Annotated in this window: 17 protein-coding genes; 12 read left to right on the plus strand and 5 right to left on the minus strand. The window is 70.2% G+C overall.

Annotation, left to right across the window (positions count from 1 at the left end):
- Nucleotides 1-169: 169 nt before the first annotated feature.
- Nucleotides 170-2,146 (plus strand): ATP-dependent DNA helicase, encoded by a 1,977-nt coding sequence (locus QF030_RS30455; protein WP_307165770.1) that lies wholly within the window; start codon nt 170-172, stop codon nt 2,144-2,146.
- Nucleotides 2,147-2,309: 163 nt separating this feature from the next.
- On the opposite strand, the gene lexA is transcribed toward QF030_RS30455, so the two are convergent.
- Nucleotides 2,310-3,089: a transcriptional repressor LexA gene (gene lexA / locus QF030_RS30460; RefSeq protein ID WP_307165771.1), complete on the minus strand. Its 780-nt coding sequence runs from the start codon at nt 3,087-3,089 to the stop codon at nt 2,310-2,312.
- A gap of 583 nt (nt 3,090-3,672) precedes the next feature.
- On the opposite strand from lexA, the gene nrdR reads away from it, so the two are divergent.
- Nucleotides 3,673-4,242, plus strand: a complete 570-nt coding sequence (gene nrdR / locus QF030_RS30465; protein ID WP_307165772.1) for a transcriptional regulator NrdR — start codon at nt 3,673-3,675, stop codon at nt 4,240-4,242.
- 164 nt (nt 4,243-4,406) lie between these two features.
- Nucleotides 4,407-7,307: a vitamin B12-dependent ribonucleotide reductase gene (locus tag QF030_RS30470; protein ID WP_307165773.1), complete on the plus strand. Its 2,901-nt coding sequence runs from the start codon at nt 4,407-4,409 to the stop codon at nt 7,305-7,307.
- Nucleotides 7,308-7,438: 131 nt separating this feature from the next.
- Here the strand turns inward: QF030_RS30470 and QF030_RS30475 are convergent, their stop codons facing one another.
- Nucleotides 7,439-7,972, minus strand: coding sequence for a TerD family protein (locus QF030_RS30475; RefSeq protein ID WP_307165774.1), 534 nt, complete (start codon nt 7,970-7,972; stop codon nt 7,439-7,441).
- Nucleotides 7,973-8,128: 156 nt separating this feature from the next.
- On the opposite strand from QF030_RS30475, the gene QF030_RS30480 reads away from it, so the two are divergent.
- The 3 genes from QF030_RS30480 to QF030_RS30490 all read left to right on the plus strand — a co-directional run bounded on the left by QF030_RS30480 (nt 8,129) and on the right by QF030_RS30490 (nt 10,457).
- Complete coding sequence (locus tag QF030_RS30480; protein ID WP_307165775.1) at nt 8,129-8,734, plus strand: YdbC family protein; 606 nt, start codon at nt 8,129-8,131, stop codon at nt 8,732-8,734.
- Between the two features lie 130 nt (nt 8,735-8,864).
- A complete protein-coding gene (locus QF030_RS30485) occupies nt 8,865-9,524 on the plus strand; it encodes a histidine phosphatase family protein (RefSeq protein WP_307165776.1) in 660 nt (219 codons plus the stop codon).
- A gap of 12 nt (nt 9,525-9,536) precedes the next feature.
- Nucleotides 9,537-10,457 carry an ADP-ribosylglycohydrolase family protein gene (locus tag QF030_RS30490; RefSeq protein WP_307165777.1) on the plus strand — a complete coding sequence of 307 codons (921 nt, stop codon included), beginning with the start codon at nt 9,537-9,539 and terminating at the stop codon, nt 10,455-10,457.
- A gap of 410 nt (nt 10,458-10,867) precedes the next feature.
- Here QF030_RS30490 and QF030_RS30495 read toward each other — a convergent pair whose 3' ends face one another.
- On the minus strand, nt 10,868-12,415 hold the full coding sequence (locus tag QF030_RS30495; RefSeq protein ID WP_307165778.1) for an MFS transporter: 1,548 nt from the start codon (nt 12,413-12,415) through the stop codon (nt 10,868-10,870).
- 187 nt (nt 12,416-12,602) lie between these two features.
- Here QF030_RS30495 and QF030_RS30500 point away from each other — a divergent pair, with 187 nt between their 5' ends.
- The 3 genes from QF030_RS30500 to QF030_RS30510 all read left to right on the plus strand — a co-directional run bounded on the left by QF030_RS30500 (nt 12,603) and on the right by QF030_RS30510 (nt 14,728).
- A complete protein-coding gene (locus tag QF030_RS30500) occupies nt 12,603-13,226 on the plus strand; it encodes a TetR/AcrR family transcriptional regulator (RefSeq protein WP_307165779.1) in 624 nt (207 codons plus the stop codon).
- Between the two features lie 93 nt (nt 13,227-13,319).
- Nucleotides 13,320-14,021, plus strand: coding sequence for a ribonuclease HII (locus QF030_RS30505; protein WP_307165780.1), 702 nt, complete (start codon nt 13,320-13,322; stop codon nt 14,019-14,021).
- Nucleotides 14,022-14,089: 68 nt separating this feature from the next.
- Complete coding sequence (locus tag QF030_RS30510) at nt 14,090-14,728, plus strand: hypothetical protein (RefSeq protein WP_307165781.1); 639 nt, start codon at nt 14,090-14,092, stop codon at nt 14,726-14,728.
- A gap of 191 nt (nt 14,729-14,919) precedes the next feature.
- On the opposite strand, the gene QF030_RS30515 is transcribed toward QF030_RS30510, so the two are convergent.
- Together QF030_RS30515 and QF030_RS30520 are read right to left on the minus strand one after the other, a co-directional pair.
- Complete coding sequence (locus QF030_RS30515; RefSeq protein WP_307165782.1) at nt 14,920-15,540, minus strand: hypothetical protein; 621 nt, start codon at nt 15,538-15,540, stop codon at nt 14,920-14,922.
- Between the two features lie 355 nt (nt 15,541-15,895).
- Nucleotides 15,896-18,061: a RecQ family ATP-dependent DNA helicase gene (locus QF030_RS30520; protein ID WP_307165783.1), complete on the minus strand. Its 2,166-nt coding sequence runs from the start codon at nt 18,059-18,061 to the stop codon at nt 15,896-15,898.
- 163 nt (nt 18,062-18,224) lie between these two features.
- Here QF030_RS30520 and QF030_RS30525 point away from each other — a divergent pair, with 163 nt between their 5' ends.
- The 3 genes from QF030_RS30525 (at nt 18,225) to QF030_RS30535 (ending at nt 23,658) form a co-directional block, all read left to right on the plus strand.
- The gene (locus QF030_RS30525; RefSeq protein ID WP_307165784.1) at nt 18,225-20,096 is read left to right on the plus strand and encodes a DUF4192 domain-containing protein; all 1,872 of its coding nucleotides are present in this window, start codon (nt 18,225-18,227) and stop codon (nt 20,094-20,096) included.
- Nucleotides 20,097-20,850: 754 nt separating this feature from the next.
- Entirely contained in the window at nt 20,851-22,770 is a 1,920-nt protein-coding gene (locus QF030_RS30530; RefSeq protein WP_307165785.1) for a glycogen debranching N-terminal domain-containing protein, read from the plus strand.
- Between the two features lie 129 nt (nt 22,771-22,899).
- On the plus strand, nt 22,900-23,658 hold the full coding sequence (locus tag QF030_RS30535; protein WP_307165786.1) for an NUDIX hydrolase: 759 nt from the start codon (nt 22,900-22,902) through the stop codon (nt 23,656-23,658).
- The last annotated feature ends 72 nt before the right edge of the window (nt 23,659-23,730 follow it).

The raw sequence follows: 23,730 nt of genomic DNA on the forward strand, positions 1-23,730 counted from the left end.
TGTGTAATCACGCCGTCACACATGGAACGCCTCTCGCGGCGCATCGGTTCCCGCAATCGACCGAGTCCGGTCTTTCCGCCCCCACCGAGAAACCCACCGTCTTGATCCCTTGCCTCCCGTCCACCGTGACCACACGTTTGTCAGTGCCGCGCCGTAGGGTGGTCGCGCTATGACGAAGCCCTCACTCCCCGAACTCCTGCACGCTGCCGTCACCGCTGTCGGTGGCACGGAGCGCCCCGGCCAGGTGACCATGGCCGAAGCCGTCGCCGAGGCGATCGACGACGGATCCCATCTGCTGGTCCAGGCCGGCACCGGCACCGGTAAGTCGCTCGGCTACCTCGTGCCCGCCCTCGCCCACGGGGAGCGCGTCGTGGTCGCGACCGCCACGCTGGCCCTCCAGCGCCAGCTCGTGGAGCGGGACCTGCCGCGTACGGTCGACGCGCTGCACCCGCTGCTGCGCCGCCGCCCGGAGTTCGCGATGCTCAAGGGCAGGTCGAACTACCTGTGCCTGCACCGCCTCCATGAAGGCGTCCCGCAGGACGAGGAGGAGGGCCTCTTCGACCAGTTCGAGGCGGCCGCACCCACCAGCAAGCTGGGCCAGGACCTGCTCCGGCTGCGGGACTGGTCGGACGAGACCGAGTCCGGGGACCGGGACGACCTCACGCCCGGTGTCTCCGACCGGGCCTGGGCGCAGGTGTCGGTGTCCTCCCGGGAGTGTCTGGGCGCCACGAAGTGCGCCTACGGCGCCGAGTGCTTCGCGGAACTGGCGCGCGAGCGTGCCAAGCTCGCCGAGGTCGTCGTCACCAATCACGCGCTGCTCGCCATCGACGCCATCCAGGGTGCGCCGGTCCTTCCGCAGCACGAGGTGCTGATCGTCGACGAGGCGCATGAGCTGGTGTCGAGGGTGACCGGTGTGGCCACCGGCGAACTCACTCCCGGACAGGTCAACCGGGCCGTACGCCGGGCGGCGAAGCTGGCCAACGAGAAGGCCGCCGACCAGCTGCAGACCGCCGCCGAGGGTTTCGAGCGGCTCATGGAACTGGCACTGCCCGGCCGTCTGGAGGAGATCCCGGAGGATCTCGGGTACGCCCTCATGGCTTTGCGCGACGCGGCGCGGACGGTCATCTCGGCCATCGGAGCGACCCGGGACAAGTCCGTCCAGGACGAGGACGCGGTCCGCAAGCAGGCCCTCGCGTCCGTGGAGGCCGTGCACGACGTGGCGGAGCGGATCGTCGACGGCTCCGAGTACGACGTCGTCTGGTACGAGCGGCACGACCGTTTCGGCGCCTCCCTGCGGGTGGCGCCCATGTCCGTGTCGGGCCTGCTCCGGGAGAAGCTCTTCGCCGACCGCTCCGTGACGCTGGCTTCGGCGACCTTGAAGCTGGGCGGGGACTTCAACGGAGTGGGCGCCTCGATGGGGCTGGCCCCGGAGGGCACCGAGGGCGAGGACGTCCCCCAGTGGAAGGGCATCGACGTGGGGTCGCCCTTCGACTACCCCAAGCAGGGCATCCTCTATGTGGCCAAACACCTGTCGCGTCCCGCGCGCGACGGCGACCGCGGCGACATGCTGGACGAACTGACCGAACTGATCCAGGCGGCCGGCGGACGCACGCTCGGCCTGTTCTCCTCCATGCGGGCCGCTCAGCTCGCCGCCGAGGAACTGCGCACCCGTCTCCCCGAATTCCCGATCCTCCTCCAGGGCGAGGAGACACTCGGCGAGCTGATCAAGAACTTCGCGGCGGATCCCAAGACCTGTCTCTTCGGCACCCTGTCGCTCTGGCAGGGGGTCGACGTCCCCGGTCCGAGCTGTCAGCTGGTGGTCATGGACAAGATTCCGTTCCCGCGTCCGGACGACCCCCTGATGAGCGCCCGCCAGAAAGCCGTGGAGGACGCCGGCGGCAACGGCTTCATGGCCGTCGCGGCCACCCATGCGGCGCTGCTGATGGCCCAGGGAGCGGGTCGGCTGGTACGCGCGTCGGGGGACCGCGGCGTGGTCGCCGTACTGGACCAGCGGCTGGCGACGGCCCGTTACGGAAGTTATCTGAAGGCGTCCCTGCCGGACTTCTGGTACACCACGGACCGCAATCAGGTCCGCAGGTCGCTCGCCGCGATCGACGCGGTGGCCAAGCAGGCGGAGACAGCGTGAAGGACAAGCAGGCGGAGACAGCGTGAAGGAGGGGCCGTCCCGCTTCCGGGACGGCCCCTCCTTCCATGGATCATCGGGCACAGCACAGGGCCCCGGAACCGGCGCAGGGATCCCGGGGCCCAGTTCAGGGAGGCGGACGGAGGCGTCCCGTCCACCGCCGTGCTCAGACGCGGCGGAGTACGGCCACCACCTTGCCGAGGATGGTCGCGTCGTCACCCGGGATCGGCTCGTAGGCCGCGTTGTGCGGCAGGAGCCACACATGGCCGTCCTCGCGCTTGAAACGCTTGACGGTGGCCTCGCCGTCCAGCATCGCCGCGACGATGTCGCCGTTCTCAGCGACGGGCTGGCGGCGGACGGTGACCCAGTCGCCGTCGCAGATCGCGGCCTCGATCATCGAGTCACCCACGACCTTCAGGACGAACAGCTCGCCGTCACCCACCAGCTGCCTGGGGAGGGGGAAGACGTCCTCGACCGACTCCTCGGCGAGGATCGGACCACCGGCGGCGATGCGGCCGACCAGAGGGACGTACGACGCGGCGGGCTTGCCGGCGGTGTCCGTGGGCTGCACGGAGCTGGCCTGGTCGGAACCGCGCACTTCGTAGGCGCGCGGCCGGTGCGGGTCGCGGCGCAGGAAGCCCTTCCGCTCCAGTGCCATCAGCTGGTGGGCGACCGAGGACGTGCTGGACAGGCCGACCGCCTGCCCGATCTCGCGCATGGACGGCGGGTAACCGCGCCGCTGTACGGAGTCCCTGATGACCTCGATCACTCGGCGCTGCCGGTCGGTGAGTCCCGAGCTGTCCGCGCGGATGCCTGGAGGTCGCCCAGGCAGAGAGCGCTTGTGCACCTCGGAATTCATGGCTTCGTTCATCGCATGCACCGGCTCGAGTCGGCCCTGGGAGCGGTCCTGGGCAGTGATGGTGGCACTGTCTGCGGTGGTGGTCACGTCGGCCCCTCTCGATTGTCTCCCTGCTGGACAACGGTAGTTGCTTTCGAAAGGTTGCGCCAAACACACGTTCGAGTGAAAAAGCGTGGATAGCCTGACTTGATCATGTGTCTGGGTGTATGGCTAACGCGCCGCCCGGCGGTCGCAAGAGCACATTGTTGTACTCTTCCCCGCCGAGACGGATGACCTTGTGAGGCGTGGTCCCAGTCTGCCATCCGGCGGCCCGCGGATCGGGGATCCGGCCCGCTCTGCGCGAGAGTCCCACCTCTCCTCCCTGCGGCGCCCACGGTATCGCCGTATCCGGCGCGCCGATACGGATGCACGCGCGCGTGAACCGGTGGCTTCCGGGTGCTCGGTGTGACGGCGGGATCGCATGGGGTGAAGCCGTCGGACGCGACACGCGATGCAGCCTGGCTTTATGAGCCAAGCCCCCATATGTAGTGGTTGGATTGCAGCAGCGGCCCAGAAGTTGTGGTCCCCGGTGTCTTCGGATGCTCATGGATCCCCTATGCTTGGGGCTGCTTCGAGGGGCCCATGAGGTCTGGCGAGGCCATTGAGTCTGCTGTGAGGAGGGTTGGAGTTCATGTACTGCCCCTTCTGTAGGCATCCCGACAGCCGTGTCGTCGACAGCCGTACGACGGATGACGGCACGTCGATCCGCAGGCGCCGCCAGTGCCCTGACTGCTCCCGTCGTTTCACGACCGTGGAGACGTGCTCGCTCATGGTGGTGAAGCGGTCCGGAGTCACCGAACCCTTCAGTCGTACCAAGGTCATCAACGGCGTGCGCAAGGCATGTCAGGGACGACCTGTCACCGAGGACGCTCTGGCTCAGCTCGGCCAGCGGGTCGAGGAGGCGGTACGGGCCACCGGAAGCGCCGAGTTGACCACTCACGACGTGGGGCTGGCCATACTCGGCCCGCTGCAGGAGCTCGACCTCGTCGCCTATCTGCGATTCGCCTCCGTCTACCGGGCGTTCGACTCGCTCGAGGACTTCGAGGCCGCCATCGTGGAACTCAGGGACCAGACGGCACGCCCCGCCGCGGACGACGACGACCGCAAGGGCGCTGCAGGGACCGACGTGGGGAGCCGGGGAGACGAAGGCGGGCCCGGAGGGACCGTGCAGGTCCCCGAGCCCGCCCACGCCGCCGACTGACCGAAGGGCCGCAACCGGGGTTTCGAGTCCGGGGGCGGCCGACGGCGGCGCACCAAGACCTGCTGTGGGCGATGGCGCATGGGTGCCCACAGCACAAGACAGAACATCGTGTCACGGGAACAACGTGGCATTTCAGGGCGTTTTCGCCCGTAGAGGGAGGCGGCATGACAGAGACGGCGAGCGGTCCGGCACGAGGTTCCCGAGCCAAGGGAATCAAGACCACCAAGGGCCTGCGTATCGAGCGCATCCACACGACCCCCGGCGTGCACCCCTACGACGAGGTGGCCTGGGAGCGTCGTGACGTCGTCATGACCAACTGGCGCGACGGCTCGATCAATTTCGAGCAGCGTGGCGTCGAGTTCCCCGACTTCTGGTCGGTGAACGCGGTCAACATCGTCACCAGCAAGTACTTCCGCGGTGCCGTCGGCACCCCCCAGCGCGAGACCGGCCTCAGGCAGCTGATCGACCGCATCGTGAAGACCTACCGCAAGGCCGGTGAGGACCACAAGTACTTCGCCTCGCCCGCCGACGCCGAGATCTTCGAGCACGAGCTGGCGTACGCCCTCCTGCACCAGATCTTCAGCTTCAACAGCCCCGTCTGGTTCAACGTCGGCACCCCGCAGCCCCAACAGGTCTCCGCCTGCTTCATCCTGGCCGTCGACGACTCCATGGAGTCGATCCTCGACTGGTACAAGGAAGAGGGCATGATCTTCAAGGGCGGCTCCGGCGCCGGCCTGAACCTCTCGCGTATCCGCTCCTCCAAGGAGCTCCTCTCCTCCGGCGGCAACGCCTCCGGCCCGGTCTCCTTCATGCGTGGCGCCGACGCCTCCGCCGGCACCATCAAGTCCGGTGGAGCCACCCGCCGCGCGGCGAAGATGGTCGTCCTCGACGTGGACCACCCGGACGTCGAGGACTTCATCGCCACCAAGGTGAAGGAGGAGGAGAAGATCCGCGCTCTGCGCGACGCGGGCTTCGACATGGACCTGGGCGGCGACGACATCACGTCCGTCCAGTACCAGAACGCCAACAACAGCGTCCGCGTGAACGACGAGTTCATGACGGCTGTCGAGAACGGCACCGAGTTCGGCCTCCGCGCCCGTATGACCGGCGAGATCATCGAGAAGGTCGACGCCAAGGCGCTGTTCCGCAAGCTCGCCGAGGCGGCGTGGGCCTGTGCCGACCCGGGCATCCAGTACGACGGTGTGATCAACAACTGGCACACCTGCCCCGAGTCCGGCCGGATCACCGCGTCGAACCCGTGCAGCGAGTACATGCACCTGGACAACACGTCCTGCAACCTCGCCTCGCTGAACCTGATGAAGTTCCTCAAGGACGACAGCAAGGGCAACCAGTCCTTCGAGGCCGAGCGCTTCCAGAAGGTCGTCGAGCTCGTCATCACCGCGATGGACATCTCCATCTGCTTCGCGGACTTCCCGACCCAGAAGATCGGCGAGAACACGCGCGCGTTCCGCCAGCTCGGCATCGGTTACGCCAACCTCGGCGCCCTGCTGATGGCCACCGGCCACGCCTACGACTCCGACGGCGGCCGCTCGCTGGCCGGCGCCATCACCTCCCTCATGACGGGCACGGCCTACCGCCGCTCGGCGGAACTGGCTTCCGTCGTCGGCCCGTACGACGGCTACGCCCGCAATGCCGACGCCCACAACCGCGTCATGAAGCAGCACTCCGACGCCAACGGGACGGCCGTCCGCATGGACGACCTGGACTCCCCGGTCTGGGCCGCCGCCACGGAGGCCTGGCAGGACGTCCTGCGGCTCGGTGAGAAGAACGGTTTCCGTAACTCCCAGGCGTCCGTGCTCGCCCCGACCGGCACCATCGGTCTGGCGATGTCCTGCGACACCACCGGCGTCGAGCCCGACCTCGCCCTGGTCAAGTTCAAGAAGCTGGTCGGCGGCGGGTCGATGCAGATCGTCAACGGCACCGTTCCGCAGGCCCTGCGCCGCCTGGGTTACCAGGAGGAGCAGATCGAGGCGATCGTCGCCCACATCGCCGACCACGGCAACGTGATCGACGCCCCCGGCCTCAAGCCGGAGCACTACGAGGTGTTCGACTGCGCCATGGGCGAGCGCGCCATCTCCCCGATGGGCCACGTCCGCATGATGGCCGCGATCCAGCCCTGGATCTCCGGTGCCATCTCCAAGACGGTCAACATGCCGGAGACGGCGACCGTCGAGGAGGTCGAGGAGATCTACTTCGAGGCCTGGAAGCTCGGCGTCAAGGCGCTCGCGATCTACCGCGACAACTGCAAGGTCGGTCAGCCCCTCTCCGCGAAGACCAAGGAGAAGGAGAAGACCGAGATCACCGAGAAGGCCGAGGAGACGATCCGTACCGCGGTCGAGAAGGTCATCGAGTACCGCCCGGTCCGCAAGCGTCTGCCCAAGGGCCGTCCCGGCATCACCACCTCCTTCACCGTCGGTGGCGCCGAGGGCTACATGACCGCCAACTCCTACCCGGACGACGGTCTCGGCGAGGTCTTCCTGAAGATGTCCAAGCAGGGTTCGACCCTCGCCGGCATGATGGACGCCTTCTCCATCGCGGTCTCCGTCGGTCTCCAGTACGGCGTGCCGCTGGAGACGTACGTCTCGAAGTTCACCAACATGCGCTTCGAGCCGGCCGGTATGACGGACGACCCGGACGTGCGGATGGCGCAGTCGATCGTCGACTACATCTTCCGCCGCCTGGCGCTGGACTTCCTGCCCTTCGAGACGCGTTCCGCGCTCGGCATCCACTCCGCCGAGGAGCGTCAGCGCCACCTGGAGACCGGTTCGTACGAGCCGACCTTCGAGGAGGAGAACGTGGACGTCGAGGGGCTCGCGCAGTCCGCTCCGCGTCAGACGGACCTGAAGGCCGTCGCCGCTCCCAAGGCGGACGTCGAGGTTGCCGAGCCGGCCCCGAAGCAGGCCCACACCAGTGCCGAGCTGGTGGAGATGCAGCTGGGCATCCAGGCCGACGCCCCGCTGTGCTTCTCCTGCGGTACGAAGATGCAGCGGGCCGGTTCCTGCTACATCTGCGAGGGCTGCGGTTCGACCAGCGGTTGCAGCTGATCACAGCCGTGCCGGTCAGGTCGCGATGATCTGACGAAGGGCGGTGGAGCCGGTTCTCTCGGCTCCACCGCCCTCGGTGCTTTCCGGGGGGTTCCACCGTCCCCGAGGGTTCGGTGGCGTCCCACGCGTCCTCAGGAGTGGCGCACCTGGCCCATGGTCCTGGTGAACGTCGCCGGGTCGTCCTCGAAGCCCTGGACGCCGGGGTGGAACGACCATCCGTCGGACGACTCGCGCACGAACTCCCCGACCGTCGCCGCGGTCGCGCCGAGGACATCGGCGAAGTCGTCCTCGGCCAGGACGGTGTAGCCCTCGCGTATCCGGAACGCGGGGTTGAGGACACCGGCGAACGTCCGGTGCTCAGGGTTCTGCTGGATGACGACACCGACGACCACGCGCGCGTACCGCGCGTCCAGGCGGTCGAGTTCCAGCGTCATCACCTCGTCCCAGCCGAAGCCCTTGCCGTCCTTGCTGTCACGGTTGAGATAGATCGTTCCGTCGGGGGAGCGACTGTCGAAGTGCACCACGTAGGCAGGGACACCATGGGGATCACTTCCCAGGTAGGTCGCGGCCACGATGTCCAGGTCAGTGGGCGGCTGCCCCGCCGGACTCGGGTCCCACTTCAGAGCCATCTCGACCTTGCGGATTCCCTTGTTGAGACCGCTCACCGGAATTCCCCTCCCCGTTTCCCCGTCAGGCATCGCCCCGAACCGGCCGACTCCTAGGGCCGGTTGTCCATCCTGCCACGCGCGCGTGCGCCATCGCAGCGAGGCTCTGTGAACGAGCGTGACCAACGCCACGCCCACTGGCCTTACCATGGCGCCGTGCTGGTCAAGTGGATTCGCTGCACCGTGGTGGACCGCCGCGGTTTCGAACGGGGACAGCGAAAGTGGGCGGGGCTTCTGGGGGAGCCGGGGTTCCGGGGGCAGGGCGGGGGCTGGAGCAGGGGGCGGCCCTCGGTCGCGCACGTCTTCGCGTTCTGGGAGAGCCGCGCCTTCTACGACTCCTTCATGGCGCGTTCCCACGACCGGCTGGCCTCGGCTCAGTCGGGCACGTTCAAGGACGCCCAGGTACGCCTGTTCGATTACCGCTTCGATGTGAAGACGGGCTTCGAGCCGCGCTTCACCGACTCCGACCTGCTGAGAGTTGCTTTGTGCCGGGTCCACGAGGAACGCGCCGAGCACTTCACCCTCATGCAGGAGAAGGTGTGGAACCCCGCCATGGCCGGCTCTCCCGGCATGATCCGGGGGATGTTCGCGGAGGCGCCGGGGCACGAGTTCATGGTGCTTTCGATGTGGCGCCAGCAGGCCGAGCATGGCAAGTACCGAACCGAACGGGTGGAGCGGCTCGCGCTGCGCGCCCAGACGGAGGCCGACATATCCGCCCTCACCGGTGACATCGTCGAGCTCGAGTCGACCTGGACAGTTTGAGAACCGGACCCGCCTCAGCGCTCGCCGATCGTGCTCCGTATGCGCTTACTCCTGCAGAATTTGTGTGACCTACGCTGTATGGAGGCCGTACGAGTGCTCCATCGGCCGTCACCCGATCTAGGGTTTTGGCATGGCACGACCACGGCGCATCGTCCTTGTCCGGCACGGGGAGTCAACGGGCAATGTTGATGACACCGTCTACGAGCGTGAACCCGACCATGCACTGGCCCTGACCGAGCGAGGGTGGCAGCAGGCCGAGGAGACGGGAAAGACCCTGCGGGAGGTGTTCGGCCGCGAGCGGGTCAGCGTGTACGTCTCCCCCTACCGGCGTACGCACGAGACGCTCCGGGCCTTCCACCTGGACCAGGAGCTCATACGGGTACGGGAGGAGCCCCGGCTGCGTGAGCAGGACTGGGGGAACTGGCAGGACCGCGACGACGTACGGTTGCAGAAGACCTACCGGGACGCCTACGGGCACTTCTTCTACCGTTTCGCCCAGGGCGAGAGCGGAGCCGACGTCTACGACCGGGTCGGCGGCTTCCTGGAGAGCCTCTTCCGCAGTTTCGAGGCTCCCGACCACCCGCCGAACGTGCTCCTCGTGACCCATGGCCTCGCGATGCGGCTGTTCTGCATGCGCTGGTTCCACTGGACGGTCGCGGACTTCGAGTCCCTCGCGAACCCGGGGAACGCCGAGATGCGGATGCTCGTTCTCGGGGACGACGACAGGTACACGCTCGACCGGCCCTTCAACCGCTGGCGAGATCCGGAACCGTACGGGATCACCGGATAGAGTGGCAGAGCGATGACCGCTGACTCCTCTCCCGAACGTCGCCTGGAGCGCGCGCTGGCAGGCCTGCGAGGCCTCACCGTGGGCGACGCGCTGGGCTCACAGTTCTTCGTGCCGGTGAACTACCCGCTGCTCCAGCGCCACGAGCTGCCGCCCGGCCCCTGGCAGTGGACCGACGACACGGAGATGGCCTGCTCCGTCGTGGCCGTCCTGGCCGCCCACCACCGCATCGACCAGGACGCGCTGGCCCAGTCCTTCGCCCAGCACCACGACTTCGACCGCGGGTACGGTCCCGCGGTCAACCGGCTGCTGAGGCTGGTCAGGGAGGGCGCCGACTGGCGGGAGCTGTCGGCCGCCCTGTTCAACGGGCAGGGGTCCTGGGGCAACGGCGCCGCGATGCGGGTCGCCCCACTGGGGGCCTATTACGCGGACGATCCCGAGCAGGCGACGCACCAGGCCGAGATCTCCGCCTACCCCACGCATCAGCACCGGGAGGCCGTGGTCGGGGCCATGGCCGTCGCCGCGGCCGCCGCGCTGGCCGGCGCCCCCGGAGGGCCGCCCGGCGCCGAGGCGTTGTTGGACGGCGTCGTCGCCCTCGTCCCGAAGAGCGCCGTCGGCGCCGGTCTGCGGCGCGCCAGGGACATGCTCGACTACGCCGACGCGGCCACCGTCGCGGCAGTGCTGGGCTGTGGGAGGCGGACGTCGGCCCACGACACCGTGCCTTTCGCGATCTGGTCGGCGGCGCGCGCCCTCGGTGACTACGAGGCGGCGTTCTGGACGACCGCGCAGGTCGGCGGCGATGTGGACACGACCTGCGCGATCGTGGGCGGAATACTCGCGTCGGGCAAGGCGGGGGCTCCTCCGGAGTCGTGGGCACGTCAGGTCGAGGCGCTGCCGGCGTGGATGCCCGCGCTCCGTGGGACGCCCGAAGCCTGAAGATGTGGCCCGACGCCTGAAGCCGGAATCACGGCTGATGCCTGACGGCTGGCGCCCGACGGCTGACGGCTGACGGCCGGACTTTGAGGGCTGACGTCTCACCGTGGGCTTGCGGCGTCACGCCGGACATGGCGGCACGGCAGCCCGTGGCGACTCAGCGTGCTTGATGGGAACTCTGTGTGACTGTCCGGGCGTTGTTCGGGCATCCGCTGTGCGACCGGTGCGACCCGGGGCGTGCTGGGTGGGCGGGTGACCGGGAGACGACTTGGGGGGTGGATGTGCGATCCGGCGTATTGATGACCATGTCGGGGGCGGTGCCGAGGAGCCGGGCGGACCGGCCCGGTAGCGATGAGCGCGCCTTCGGCGTGACAGGCGGTGACGCTCCCGGGTCGGCCGGTGGCGCCGTCCCGTCAGACGATCGGGGTGCCTGCCGTGCCGGACAGCGCTTCCAGGTCGCTCTTGCTGATCCGGATGACGAACCAGGCCGTCACCAGGGCGAGTGCGGCCATCGCGGCGGCCGGGACGAAGGCCGTCGAAATGCCGTGCGCGAGTACTTCATGCCCCCATGGGGCGGGCAACTGGTGCGTCTTGGCGAACTCGGCCTTCTGCTCCGGGGTCGCGTCCGTGAGGAACTTCGGCAGTTGCTTCTCCGCCTCGTCCTTGCTGGCCGTGCCGAACACGGTCGTCAGGATGGACAGACCGAGCGAACCTCCCACCTGCTGCGTCGCGTTGAGCAGGCCGGACGCGGCGCCCGCTTCATGCGGGGGGACACCCGAGACAGCGGTGACCGTCACCGTCACGAAGTTCAGACCCATGCCGAAGGCGAAGACCACCATGGGTCCGAGGATGCCGCCGACGTAGGAACTGTCGGGACTGATGAAGGCCTGCCAGGTGAGGCCGATCGCGACCAGGGCGGAACCCACGAGCATGAACGGCTTGGGGCCGACGGTGGGCAGGTACCGCTGCGACAGACCCGCACCCGCCGCGATGGCTACCGTGACGGGGAGGAAGGCGAGGCCCGCCTGGATGGGGCTGTAGCCCAGGACGTTCTGGACGAACAGCACGATGTAGAAGAACATGCCGAACATGGCCGCAGCGAGGCTCAACATGATCACGTACGTACCGGAGCGGTTGCGGTCGGCGAACATCTTCAGCGGAGTGATCGGCTCCTTGGCCCGCGTCTCCGTGAACACGAAGGCCACCAGCAGGACCACCGCGACCGCGAAGGCGCCGACGGTCAGACCGTCCCGCCAGCCTTCCTCCGCCGCGCGGATGAACGCGTACACCAGGGAGGCCATGCCGAGTGTCGAGGTCAAGGCGCCGGCTATGTCGAAGCGTCCGGGGTGGCGTTCGGACTCGCTGATGTAGAGCGGCGTGAGGAAGGCTATGAGGACCCCGATGGGCACGTTGACGAACAGCACCCAGCGCCAGTCGAGCCACTCGGTGAGCATGCCGCCCGCGAGCAGGCCGATGGCGCCGCCGCCCGCGGAGACCGCGGCGAAGACGCCGAAGGCCCGGTTCCGCTCCGGTCCCTCGGGGAACGTGGTGGTGATGAGCGCCAGCGAGGTGGGCGACGCGATGGCGCCTCCCACGCCCTGGAGGGCGCGTGCGGCGAGCAACTGCCAGGGCTCCTGGGCCAGTCCGCCCAGGAGCGAGGCGAAGGTGAAGAGAAGGATGCCGGCCATGAACACGCGTCGCCGGCCGAGGATGTCGCCGGCTCGGGCGCCGAGCAGCAGCAGACCGCCGAAGGTGAGCGTATAGGCGCTGACCACCCAGGTGAGATCGGTGGTGCTGAACTTGAGCGAGTCCTGGATGTGCGGGAGCGCGATGTTCACAATCGTCGCGTCGAGCACCACCATGAGTTGGCAGGCCGCGATCACGGTGAGTGCGATGCCGGGATGTCCCTCCCGGCGGGCGGCCCCGGATTTCTGGTTCTGAGTCAGCTGAGAGGTTGTCACTATGAGTCCCCCACAAGAGCATTAGTGAACGATGGCGTTCACTGGCCCGTCAACGGTAGTGAGTTCTTCGTAGTGAACGCAAGCGTTCACTTGCGGCGTCGCCTCTCGGCGTGTCCCCCGTCGCGGTCGCGCAGATCCTCGCTCCGCACCCTGATCCCCGCTTCCTCTGCTCGCTGGAGACACTCGGATGGTTACTTCGCGCTGGACGGCCGCCCCCGCTCGGGCGTCCTCTCCCCGCCGGCGCGGCGCCGTGCTCGAACGTGCGATTCTCGACGCCACGCTGGAGCAGTTGGGCACCGTCGGCTGGAACGGCCTCACGATGGAAGGAGTGGCGGCCGGAGCCCAGACCGGCAAGGCCGCCGTCTACCGCCGCTGGCCGTCGAAGGAGGCGCTTGTCGCGGACGCCCTGCGGGCCGGACTGCCCCGGCTCGATGCCGTGCCAGATCTGGGCGGCGTGCGTGAGGACCTCATGGCGTTGTGCCGTGACGCGCGGGACGCGATGTACTCCCGCCCTGGTTTCGCATTGCGCTCGATCATTCACGAATGCGATCCGATCCAGGCCGAACGCTTCCACGCCCTGATCGTCGAGGGAGTGGTGGAGCCGACCGTCAAACTGCTGCACGAGGTTGTCACCCGTGGAATCGAGCGAGGTGAGGTGCGGCCCGACGCGGCGAACGGTTACGTCTTCGATGTCATTCCGGCCATGATGATGTATCGATCAAAGATGTGCGGGTGCGAATGGAATGATCGCCAACTCGACGAGATGATCGACCGGCTCATGCTGCCGCTGCTGCGGCCGGACCTGCCTTGAGCGCGGATTCGGCGACCTTGCGGCCGGTCCGTGGTGGCCCGGTGCCGACCGGGGTGTCGCGACGGGATGCGGGCGGCGTAATCTAGGGGCGCCATGCCGTACGAACCACCCACTCACACCGTCGAGCGCTCCCTTCGCGCCACGACCGGAGCGAAGGTCGTTGCCGGTGTCGACGAGGTGGGCCGGGGCGCCTGGGCCGGACCCGTCACCGTCTGCGCCGCCGTCACCGGGCTCCGTCGGCCTCCCGCAGGCCTCACCGATTCCAAGCTGCTCACCGTCAAGCGGCGCAACGAGCTCTCCCGGGAGCTGCTGACGTGGGTGACTTCGCACGCCCTGGGTCATGCCTCACCGGAGGAGATCGACGACCTGGGGATGACCGCCGCGCTCCGGCTCGCCGCCGGGCGGGCCCTGGAGGCCCTTCCGGTCCGCCCGGACGCGGTGATCCTCGACGGGAAGCACGACTACCTCGGCGCTCCCTGGAAGGTCCGCACGGTGATCAAGGGCGACCAGTCCTGTGTGGCGGTCGCGGCGGCCTCGGTGATCGCCAAGGTGCAGCGCGACAAAATGATGGCCGAACTGGGCATCGACCATGCAGACTTCGGTTTTGCGGACAATGCCGGGTATCCGTCGCCCGTGCACAAGGCCGCACTGGAGGAGCGGGGACCCACTCCGTTCCACCGGTTGTCGTGGGCGTATCTTGATGCGCTGCCTCGGTGGCGGCACCTCAAGAAGGCCCGTACCGGGGCGAACGGGAGCGTTGCGGGGGTCGAAGGTCAACTCGGCTTCGACTTCTGACGATCCCGGTCGCACTGATGTGCCACCCGCTGGCGCTTGCCGCGCCGGCGTTTGATAGATAACAGCTCATGCCTCTCATTCCCCAGGAGCCTCAGATTCACGAGAGTGCCCAGGGTCCCCGCGCCACTCCGGCCAGCGGCCGCACAGCGCCGACCCCTCGACCTGTACCCGGACCCCGTCCCGCGGCTCCGTCGCGTCCCGGTCGTCCCGGACCCGTCCGGCCCACGCCGCCGGCGCAACGCGCGCCGCGTGACGCGGCCGCCATGCCCGGGCCCTCGGCCCCGGCCGCCCCTGCCGTCGCCGCGTCCGCCTCGGCGACCCCCCAGGTCCAGTTGATCCCGGCTTCGGCCGAGGGCGCGCTGGACGCCGCCGAGGAGGCCGTGGACCTCCTCCTGGACTCGGGTCGCACTCCGGGGGACGTGCTGGTGATCACCACCGGCGAGCGGCACCCCTGGGCCACCCATGAACTGTCCTTCGGTGAAGCGCCCTACTGGGCGCAGCACGACGCGGGAGACGACGTCTTCTACGCCGATGCCGCAGCGGTGGAGCGGGCGGGCGTGCGTCCCGTCGTCGTGGTCGCCGTCAACGGTGGTCCGGACACCGTTGCCGCCACCGTTCTCCCGCTGGCTCGCGCTCGGGCCGCCGCCCTGCTGATCGTCTGCGGTGACCCGCAGCAGATCAACGCGGCGTTGGCCGCGGGCGTCTGAGCCGGCTTCGGTAGCCCGGGGTCATGGAGGCGTCGCTGCTGCGGCGCCTCCGTGGTGTGCCCCGGCTGCGCGACCTCTCGCGTGCGCGGACGGCCGGGTCCCGGCGCGCGGCGATGTGCGGGCGGCCCTCGGGAGGTTCACACCTCCCGAGGGCCGCCGTTCGTAAGGGGTTCCGGCTGTCCGGCCGTCTCTCAGCGGGCGGCCGCGCGACGCAGTACGTCCGAGGCGGCACCGCCGGTCCGGGGCAGCGGAGGCGGGGCCTCGGACAGGGCGAAGGGTTCCGGAGCCGAGTCGGCGTGGGGCCGCCTGCCCCCGCGGCCCTCACCGAGGACCTGCCAGCCGTCCCGGGTGAGGGTGATGTACGCCCCACAGCGCAGCCCGTGCAGGGTGCAGGCGTCTCGCAGGCCCCACATCCACGCGCCGTCCTCCTCCGTCCAGCGCGCGTCGCCGTCCCGGCAGTACAGCAGCACGGCGGTGCGCACGGGTGTGCGCAGCCGCAGGTCGTGCGGGATGACCCGGCGCAGCTGGGCGAGCAGGGCGTTGCGGAACATCCACCCGTCGGCCGATGCCTGGCGCCGGGTGAACGAGGCGCTCGCCCGCACCCGTTCGTCAGGATCGAGCACGGCCACGATCGCGGTGGCCGGCCGCGGTCGGTGCCGTGAGTGCAGTCCGCTGACGACTTCGCGCGGGTTGCGCAGCAGCGGAATGCCGGCCGCTGCCCATTCGGCGGGTTCGAGCAAGCGGGTGGCGGAGGTGGCGGACGTGGACGTCGACAACGATGCCGCCGAGGACGGAGCGAATCCGAAGGTCACGATCCTCCCTTCGGCTACGGCCCACACTGCGGGCGGGTCGGATTCGGGGGAGCGCACGCCGCAGCAGAGCCCTACCGGACTACGGGCGAGCCGTGCGGGGAGCGGAACTCAATTCTTCCTGCCGAACTTGGATGCGGCAACGAGCAATTGGGGCCACCGACCGTTATGTGACGATGAGTGACTTATATCCTTACCCACTGATTCGCGGAAGGACACGTGAGCCGACAGCTCACGCCTCGTATGCGCTTCCCGGGCTGCGGATGCGAAGCGCAGGAGCTCCGGCACAACGAGGTCGAGGGGCCACCGGGAGGCGGCCGGCGACGCTCGGGCCGACTTCCTAGGTCGCCACCTGTGGTCAGCCTTGCACAGCCAGTACCAGCGGCAACACCCCGTGTGCGCCCGCGCGACGGAGCATCCGGGTCGCGACCGCGAGAGTCCAGCCCGTCTCGGTGTAGTCGTCCACGAGCAGAACGGGCCCCGAAGCCTCCGTGAGCGCGGCGGCGAGGGCGGGCGGTACCTCCAGCATGCCGTGCAGCGCCTTGAGGCGTTGCGCGCTGTTGCTTCGGGAGATCGGCGAGGCGTCAGCGGTGTACTCCACCGAGCCCAGGAGCGGCAGTCGGCCGACCTCGGCGATGCGCGCGCCCAGCGAGTGGATCAACCTGGGTCGGGTGCGGGAGGCGATGGTGACCACGCCGACCGGGCGCGGTGAGGCGTCGGCCACCGTGGAGGCCCAGCCGCCGGGACCCTTCGCCCAGTCGGCCAGCACTCCCACCACGGCGCTCGCCACATCGTCCGGAACCGGCTCGTCGGAAGCCTGGGCGGTCAGCATCGGTCGCAGCCGGTTACCCCAGCCGATGTCGGAGAGACGGCCCAACGCGCGCCCCGTCCAAGCCTGTTCACCGGCCGGGATGCGGCCCTTGAGCTCCACGCCGATCGCCGGGAGTCCGGTCGGCCACATCCGGCGGGGCTCCACCTCGACGCCCGCGCGGCCCAGGTCCACACGGGCGGCGTCCAGCGCGGCCGTGGACGTCTCGGCGGCGTAGCGCGCCCCTGCGCAGTTGTCGCAGCGTCCGCAGGGCTTGGCGCCTTCGTCGTCGAGCTGGCGCTGGAGGAACTCCATCCGGCAGTCCGTCGTCGACGCGTACTGCCGCATCGCCTCCTGCTCTGCCCTGCGCTGCCGGGCGACCCATTCGTATCGCTCGGTCTCGTATTGCCACGGTTGCCCGGTCGCGAGCCAGCCGCCCTTGACGCGCTTGACCGCCCCGTCCACGTCGAGAACCTTGAGCATGGTCTCCAGGCGGGAGCGGCGCAGTTCCACCAAGGGCTCGAGGGCGGGCAGCGACACGGGCCGCTGCGCGTGCGCGAGGACATCCAGTGTGCGGCGGACCAGCTCCTCCGACGGGAAGGCGAGCGAGGCGAAGTACTCCCAGATCGCCTCGTCCTCCTTCCCCGGCAGCAGGAGGACCTCCGCGTGCTCCACACCGCGTCCGGCGCGGCCCACTTGCTGGTAGTACGCGATGGGGGAGGAGGGCGAGCCGAGGTGCACGACGAACCCGAGGTCGGGCTTGTCGAAGCCCATGCCGAGCGCGGACGTGGCGACCAGCGCCTTGACCTTGTTGGCCAGCAGGTCCTCCTCGGCCTGCTGGCGGTCGGCGTTCTCCGTGCGCCCGGTGTACGAGGCGACGATGTGGCCGCGCTGCCGGAGAAAGGCGGTGACCTCCTCCGCGGCGGCGACGGTGAGCGTGTAGATGATTCCGGATCCGGGCAGGTCGTCGAGATGGTCGGCGAGCCACGCCATCCGGTGTGCGGCGTCGGGCAGCCGCAGCACGTTCAGGCTGAGGCTCTCGCGGTCGAGCGGGCCGCGCAGCACCAGGGCGTCCGAGGTGCCGCCGGTGCCGAGCTGTTCGGCGACATCGGAGGTCACGCGCGCGTTGGCGGTTGCGGTCGTCGCGAGCACCGGTACGCCGGCTGGGAGATCGGTGAGCATGGTCCGCAGCCGACGGTAGTCCGGGCGGAAGTCGTGGCCCCAGTCGGAGATGCAGTGGGCCTCGTCGACCACGAGCAGTCCGGTCGCGGCCGACAGGGCGGGCAGCACCTCGTCCCGGAAATCCGGGTTGTTGAGCCGCTCCGGGCTGACCAGCAGGACGTCGACCTCCCCCGCGGCGATCTCGTCCTGCACGGTGGCCCATTCCTCGGTGTTCGAGGAGTTGATGGTCCGCGCATGGATACCGGCCCGGGCCGCGGCCTCGACCTGGTTGCGCATCAGGGCGAGCAGCGGAGAGACGATCACCGTCGGGCCCGAACCGCGGGCGCGGAGCAGAGAGGTCGCCACGAAATAGACCGCGGACTTGCCCCAGCCCGTCCGCTGCACGACCAAGGCGCGGCGCCGGTCCGCGACCAGCGCCTCGATCGCCCGCCACTGGTCCTCGCGCAGCCTGGTCACGCCGGTGGCGTCACCGACGAGGCGGGCGAGGACGGCGTCGGCGTCGGCCCGGAGATCCGCGTTGTTCGTGTGCTCCATGCCCCCATACAACAGGACGGCACTGACAATCCGGTCAGTGACGGGAGGGGGCGGGGCGTCAGCCGCCTGCCCGGTGACCCGTCGACCCGCATTTCTGGCATGACCCTGATCGGACTTATCCACAGGTTAAGCGGAAGCTCAAGATCCGCGAGATCGTCGGCGCATGACGAATCACGGCGAAACCACTGGATCCTCCGAAAACAGCGACATCTCCGGACGGGACGGGCGTGAGCACCCGGCCTATGTCAGCCACACGACATACGACGCAGACATCGCGTACGGCACAGCCCCGGCCGACCACCAGGTCACCCTGCGCACTCCGGCGGAGCTGGCCGACGCCCTGCCCTACCTGCTCGGGTACCGGCCGGAGGACAGCATCGTCCTGGTCGCCCTGCACGACCGCGGCGGACGAGGCCGGTTCGGCGGCCGGGCCCGGCTCGGCATTCCCGCGAACCCGGACGACTGGGAAGCCGTTGCCCGGCAGCTGGCGCAGGGGCTCGTCAAGGGCAGCGAACGCCGCGGCACCCCTCCCGCGAGCATGGTCGCCTACCTCTGCCAGGAGCCGGGGAGGGGAGAGACGGGCCGGGAGGTCATGGAACGGCTTCAGCCGCTGGCCCACCGGCTGCGTCTCGAATGCGGCCGCCTCGATGTCCCGGTGATCGAGGCGCTCTGCATCGCCGACGGCCGTTTCTGGTCGTACTGCTGCGGGGGCAAGGGCTGCTGCCCGGTCGAAGGGGTGGCGATGGGGCTGCCCGGCACCTCCGTACTGGCCGCGGCCGCGACCTACGCGGGGATCCAGGTACGCGGCACCCTGCGCGAGCTGCGTGCCCGACTGCTGCCCCTGGAGACCGGTGCCGCGCTGGAGCAGGAAGTCGCCCTGGACGCCGCCGGTATGGCGCTTCTCCCGCGGATCCTGGACGAGACGAGTCGCGCGACGGTCGCGGAGGAGACGCTGGAACTGGCCGGACGGGTCTTTCGCCGCCTCGCGGAGGCGCCCGTCGTGCCGGGTGCCCTCAGCGCCGACCGCCGAGACGACGAACTGCTCGGATTCGACGAGGCAGCGGCGTTGATCCTCGGCCTCCAGGACCGGGTGACGCGTGACCGGGCGGCCGGGTGGATGGAGGGCGACGAGGCGGCCCCCGCCCTGCGTCTGTGGCGGGCGTTGGCACGGCGTTGCGTCGGACCCTACGGCGAACACGCGGCGGCCCCCCTGACCCTCGCGGGCTGGGTCGCCTGGTCCAGCGGGGATGAACTCGAGGCAAGGGAGGCCCTTGCCATGGCCCTGGGCGCCGATCCGGACTACCTGTTCGCCCGCCTCCTGCACCAGGCCTGCAACGAAGGTCTCGACCCCGAGTCGGTGCGACGCTGTCTGCGCGCCGAGCGCGGGGGACGTGGGCTGCTCACGGCAGCGGAGATGCCGGGCAAGGGGGCCGCGGCCGAGGACCTGGAAGGCTTCGAGGGGCCCCAGGACCCGCCCGCGGCGGATTTCGGCGCAGATCTGTGCGGAACCGAGAGGGGAGATGCCTCCACCGACCTCCGGTGTTCGGAGGCGGAGCATCATTCCGGCCGGGGAAGTCGGCCCGATCACGGGAGCTGCTCCGGCGAGGGAACGGGCTCCGGCACGCCTGACGACGTGAGCGACTCCGGCGAGGTCGAACACGAGGGCCGAGTCGGCGGGATGAAAGGCCGCCCCTCCGGTGCACTGCCGCATACTCCACCCACCCACACATCAGGCCCTGTGCCGACGGCCGCCCCCACGACTGCGCGCAGGCGTCGCCGTGTCCGCCCCACCAGTGCCGGCGCCGGTCACGCACAGGCTGTGTCCGCAGCGGAGGAAGGCCAGGAACCGGAGTTGCGCGCACAGGAAACGAACGCGCTTCGCGCTCACCCGCGGAAGTCGCACGTCACACGTCCTGCCGCGCCGAGTCGTGGAGGATCCCGAACCCGTCCTGTGGGGAAGGCCGTCACTCGCCGCCGTGACGACCGCCCGGAAGGCCTGCGCTCCGACAGCGGCGACACCGCGGGGAAGGGGTGACGGGTAAGGGGTGACGCCGTTCTGCCACCGGACTGGAGGGAGGTGGCCGGCGTGGGCGGTCGACGACGACCGGATCCCCACCGGCACCTGCCCCGTCCGGTGAAGGCCTGTGGCCGGCCACCTCGGACACCGCCGGCCGTCGGCCGGACATCGTCCGACGCCGCTCCGGCGTGACCGCGAACCGGGCCATCGTGCCCGAGCGTGCCCCGAGGTCGGTCCGGTCTGTTCGGATCCGACCGCCATTCGGTGTGGCCTGTGTCCCGGGGGCGTGACCTGGGGGAGTCCCGCCCCGTTCACCTGAGTGGCGGAACGCCTGCACGGGTCGTGCCGCCGCAGCGCACCCGCCCTGCCGGAGCCGTCCACCCGGCCTCGACCATGCCCGAGGCGCAAAGAGAGCAGAAGAAGTCACCGCATGCATCAGCCGACTCCGCCCTCCGCTGCCGACGAACGCTCCCGCCTCGACAACCCGACGCCGGTTCCAGGCGCGGGGCCCGTCCCACCGCCTGCGGACGGGCCAGGTCCGCAACGGCCCGGATCTACCGGCGAGGACCGGCACACCTCGCCGCCCTCCCCGCTCATCAGGTCGGAGGAAGGCCCGCGCCCGGCCGTCGGCCCCGGTGTCCCCGGCACCACGGCCGTCCCATCGGCCGGCACCGCGCGTCGTCCTCCGCCGCCGTCGTCCAGAGGCGCCGGACCTCCGCCCGGGACGCCGGCCCGGCCTCGCTCCGTCGGCCTGCCCCCCACCCACACGGCGATGATCTGCGTCGCTCTGCCGGGCCTCGCCATCTCGACGGAGCAGGGGCAGCTGACGGGACATGGGCTGGAGGGCTTCTACCGGGCGGGCAGGCGCATCCTCTCCCGCTGCCAGGTGAGGGTGGCCGGACGTGAACCGCTGGCTGTCCAGGCCCGCATGACCTCGGCCGACCGGGCTCGTTTCGTCGGCACGCTCCGTGTCACACCGCACGGCGGCCCGGACCCGGACATCGTCGTCGAGCGGACCCGCTCCGCGGACGGCACGGAGCTGATCACGCTGCACAGCGCCGCCACTCGGCCGCTGCGCCTCCCGGTCGAGGTGGCGCTCGGCGCCGATCTGGCCGACCTGGGGGCGATCGCGTCCGGCGCCGTGGGCCCCGAACTGGCCGCCAGCGTCCACGATTCCGGACTGCGGTGGTCCTCTGCCGCCGGGGCCTCGAGCGTCACGGCCGACCCGCCCCCGTCCGACGCGATCGCCTCCGCGGGCCTGCTGCGCTGGGACTTCGAAGTGCCTCCCGGCGGCACCGTACGTGTGGAACTGAGGGTCCGCCTGGACGGTGCGGGACCGGTCCGGGCCGTGGGCAGGGCGGCCGCCGGCCCGTTGGCTGCGGCACAGGCGACGGGCGACGATCCACGCGTCCGACCGCTCATGGCGACGAGCGTCGCGGACCTTCAGGCCCTGTTGCTGCGGGATCCCGCGCATCCCGCGGACACCCACTTCGCGGCAGGCGCGCCGTGGCGCTGCGGCCTGGCGCCGGCCGACGCGCTCGCCGCGGCCCGCATGACGCTGCCGCTCGGGACCCGCCTCGCCGTGGGCACGCTGCGCACCCTGGCCCGGACGCAGATCACGGCTCCGGGTCCACGGTGCGGCATGATCCCCGGCCCCCGCCGGGACGCGGGCGCGCACCTCCCGCCGGGCTGCACCGGGACCGAGGCCACCCTGCTCTTTCCGGTGCTCCTCGCGGAGGCCCGCCGATGGGGCCTGCCCGACCAGGAGACGGAGGAACTGCTGCCGGCGGCCGAGCGCTGCCTGACCTGGCTGCGCACGACGGTCGGTGACGGGCCCTACCTGAGCGACCCCCGGCCCGGCGGTCCCGTGCGCTGCGAGTCCCAGGCCCACGCCCACCGGGCCGCACTGCTCGGCGCCGACCTGCTCGACGCCTGCGGCAGACGGGGTGGGGAGGGGCTGCGGGAGTGGGCCAGGAAGCTGCGCGCCACCTTCCGGCGGGACTTCTGGATCGACGACCCCGCAGGCGGCCGGCCCGCGGCCGCCCGTACCCCGGACGGGCGGCCACTGCCCCACCTCTGCGCGACGGCCGTCCATCTGCTCGACACCGGGTTGCTGGGCGGCGGCGCCCACGCCGCCGGGCTGCTGGACCGGGTGCAGACCGAGCAGCTCGCCCGGTTGCTCGGCAGTCCCGTCATGGACTCCGGCTGGGGACTTCGTGGCCTCGGAGCGAAGGAGGTCGGCTACAACCCCTTCGGGCACCGCAGTGGTGCCGTCCGGGTCCACGAAACGGCGATCGCCGTCGCCGGCCTGGCCGCCGCGGGCTACGAGAAGGAGGGCACCGCGCTGCTGCGAGGCGTACTGACGGCGGCCGAGGCCTTCGAGCACCGCCTGCCGGAGATGTACGCGGGCGAGCAACGCGGTGACGGGGGAACGCCGCTCCCGCACCCGGCCGCCTGTCGCCCCGCGGCCACCGCGGCGGCGGCAGGGGTCCTGTTGCTGACCACCCTGGCAGGCGTCCGGCCCGACGCTCCGGCGGGAACCGTCACCCTGCGTCCCCTGCGCGGCGCGCCCCTGGGAGAGATCGGCCTGACCGGGCTGCGAGTCGCCGGCGCCCCCTTCTCGGTACGGGTCAGCCGACTGGGTCTCGCCATGGTGGAGGAAGCGGCCGACGGACTGCAATTGGGGGTGTGAGCTCGAACGACGCGGCTCCGGTCGTCGGCACGGTGGACGAGGTCAGCCGTGCGGCACCGCACTGGACCAGCCATCGAAGCGGCCGACGAAGGGAGTGTTTATCGTCAGGGAGACGACTATGATCGCGGCATGCCCTACGACCCGTCAGCCTTTCCGCCCTTCGCCGTGACCGTGGACCTGGTCGTGCTGACCGTGCGCCGCCATGCCCTGTGCGCGCTGGCGGTGCGCAGGGGTGAGGCGCCGTTCCAGGGGCGGTGGGCGCTCCCGGGCGGCTTCGTACGGGGCGACGAGGACCTTGCCCAGGCCGCCGCGCGCGAACTGGCCGAGGAGACCGGACTGCGTGCGCACGACCCCTCGGCCCCGGCTCACGACAACGGTGCCCATCTGGAGCAGCTCGCCACGTACGGCGACCCCAAGCGCGACCCCAGGATGCGCGTCGTCAGCGTCGCGCACCTGGCGCTCGCCCCGGACCTGCCCGCGCCGCGAGCGGGCGGAGACGCCAGCAACGCGCGTTGGGCACCGGTCGAGGAACTGCTTCAGCACGGCGGTTACGGCCGCGACGGGGAACCGGTCGCACCGCTCGCCTTCGACCACGCCCAGATCCTGGCGGACGGAGTGGAGCGTGCCCGTTCCAAGATCGAGTACTCGTCCCTGGCGACCGCGTTCTGCCCCACCGAGTTCACGGTCGGCGAGCTTCGCCGGGTCTACGAGGCGGTGTGGGGTGTGGCGCTCGACCCGAGGAACTTCCACCGCAAGGTGACGGGCACGCCCGGCTTCCTGGTGCCCACGGGTGGCACCACCACTCGGCAGGGAGGACGTCCGGCGCAGCTGTTCCGAGCGGGCGGCGCGACCTTGCTCAACCCGCCGATGCTGCGGCCCGAGGTGTGACGCCGGCCGACAGCGTCGCCCACCGGCAGGAGGGGAGAACCCCGAGCCGGTCTGCCGTGGCCGGGTGACCGG

Origin of the sequence: Streptomyces rishiriensis (genome assembly GCF_030815485.1) — a bacterium.
Lineage (GTDB): Bacteria > Actinomycetota > Actinomycetes > Streptomycetales > Streptomycetaceae > Streptomyces > Streptomyces rishiriensis_A.

What these genes read in the sequence shown, in the direction of transcription:
- QF030_RS30455 (WP_307165770.1), top strand. Translation starts at nt 170, where the DNA reads ATGACGAAGCCCTCACTCCCCGAACTCCTGCACGCTGCCGTCACCGCT.
- nrdR (WP_307165772.1), top strand. Translation starts at nt 3,673, where the DNA reads ATGTACTGCCCCTTCTGTAGGCATCCCGACAGCCGTGTCGTCGACAGC.
- QF030_RS30470 (WP_307165773.1), top strand. Translation starts at nt 4,407, where the DNA reads ATGACAGAGACGGCGAGCGGTCCGGCACGAGGTTCCCGAGCCAAGGGA.
- QF030_RS30485 (WP_307165776.1), top strand. Translation starts at nt 8,865, where the DNA reads ATGGCACGACCACGGCGCATCGTCCTTGTCCGGCACGGGGAGTCAACG.
- QF030_RS30490 (WP_307165777.1), top strand. Translation starts at nt 9,537, where the DNA reads ATGACCGCTGACTCCTCTCCCGAACGTCGCCTGGAGCGCGCGCTGGCA.
- QF030_RS30500 (WP_307165779.1), top strand. Translation starts at nt 12,603, where the DNA reads ATGGTTACTTCGCGCTGGACGGCCGCCCCCGCTCGGGCGTCCTCTCCC.
- QF030_RS30505 (WP_307165780.1), top strand. Translation starts at nt 13,320, where the DNA reads ATGCCGTACGAACCACCCACTCACACCGTCGAGCGCTCCCTTCGCGCC.
- QF030_RS30510 (WP_307165781.1), top strand. Translation starts at nt 14,090, where the DNA reads ATGCCTCTCATTCCCCAGGAGCCTCAGATTCACGAGAGTGCCCAGGGT.
- QF030_RS30520 (WP_307165783.1), bottom strand. Translation starts at nt 18,061, where the DNA reads ATGGAGCACACGAACAACGCGGATCTCCGGGCCGACGCCGACGCCGTC.
- QF030_RS30525 (WP_307165784.1), top strand. Translation starts at nt 18,225, where the DNA reads ATGACGAATCACGGCGAAACCACTGGATCCTCCGAAAACAGCGACATC.
- QF030_RS30530 (WP_307165785.1), top strand. Translation starts at nt 20,851, where the DNA reads ATGATCTGCGTCGCTCTGCCGGGCCTCGCCATCTCGACGGAGCAGGGG.
- QF030_RS30535 (WP_307165786.1), top strand. Translation starts at nt 22,900, where the DNA reads ATGCCCTACGACCCGTCAGCCTTTCCGCCCTTCGCCGTGACCGTGGAC.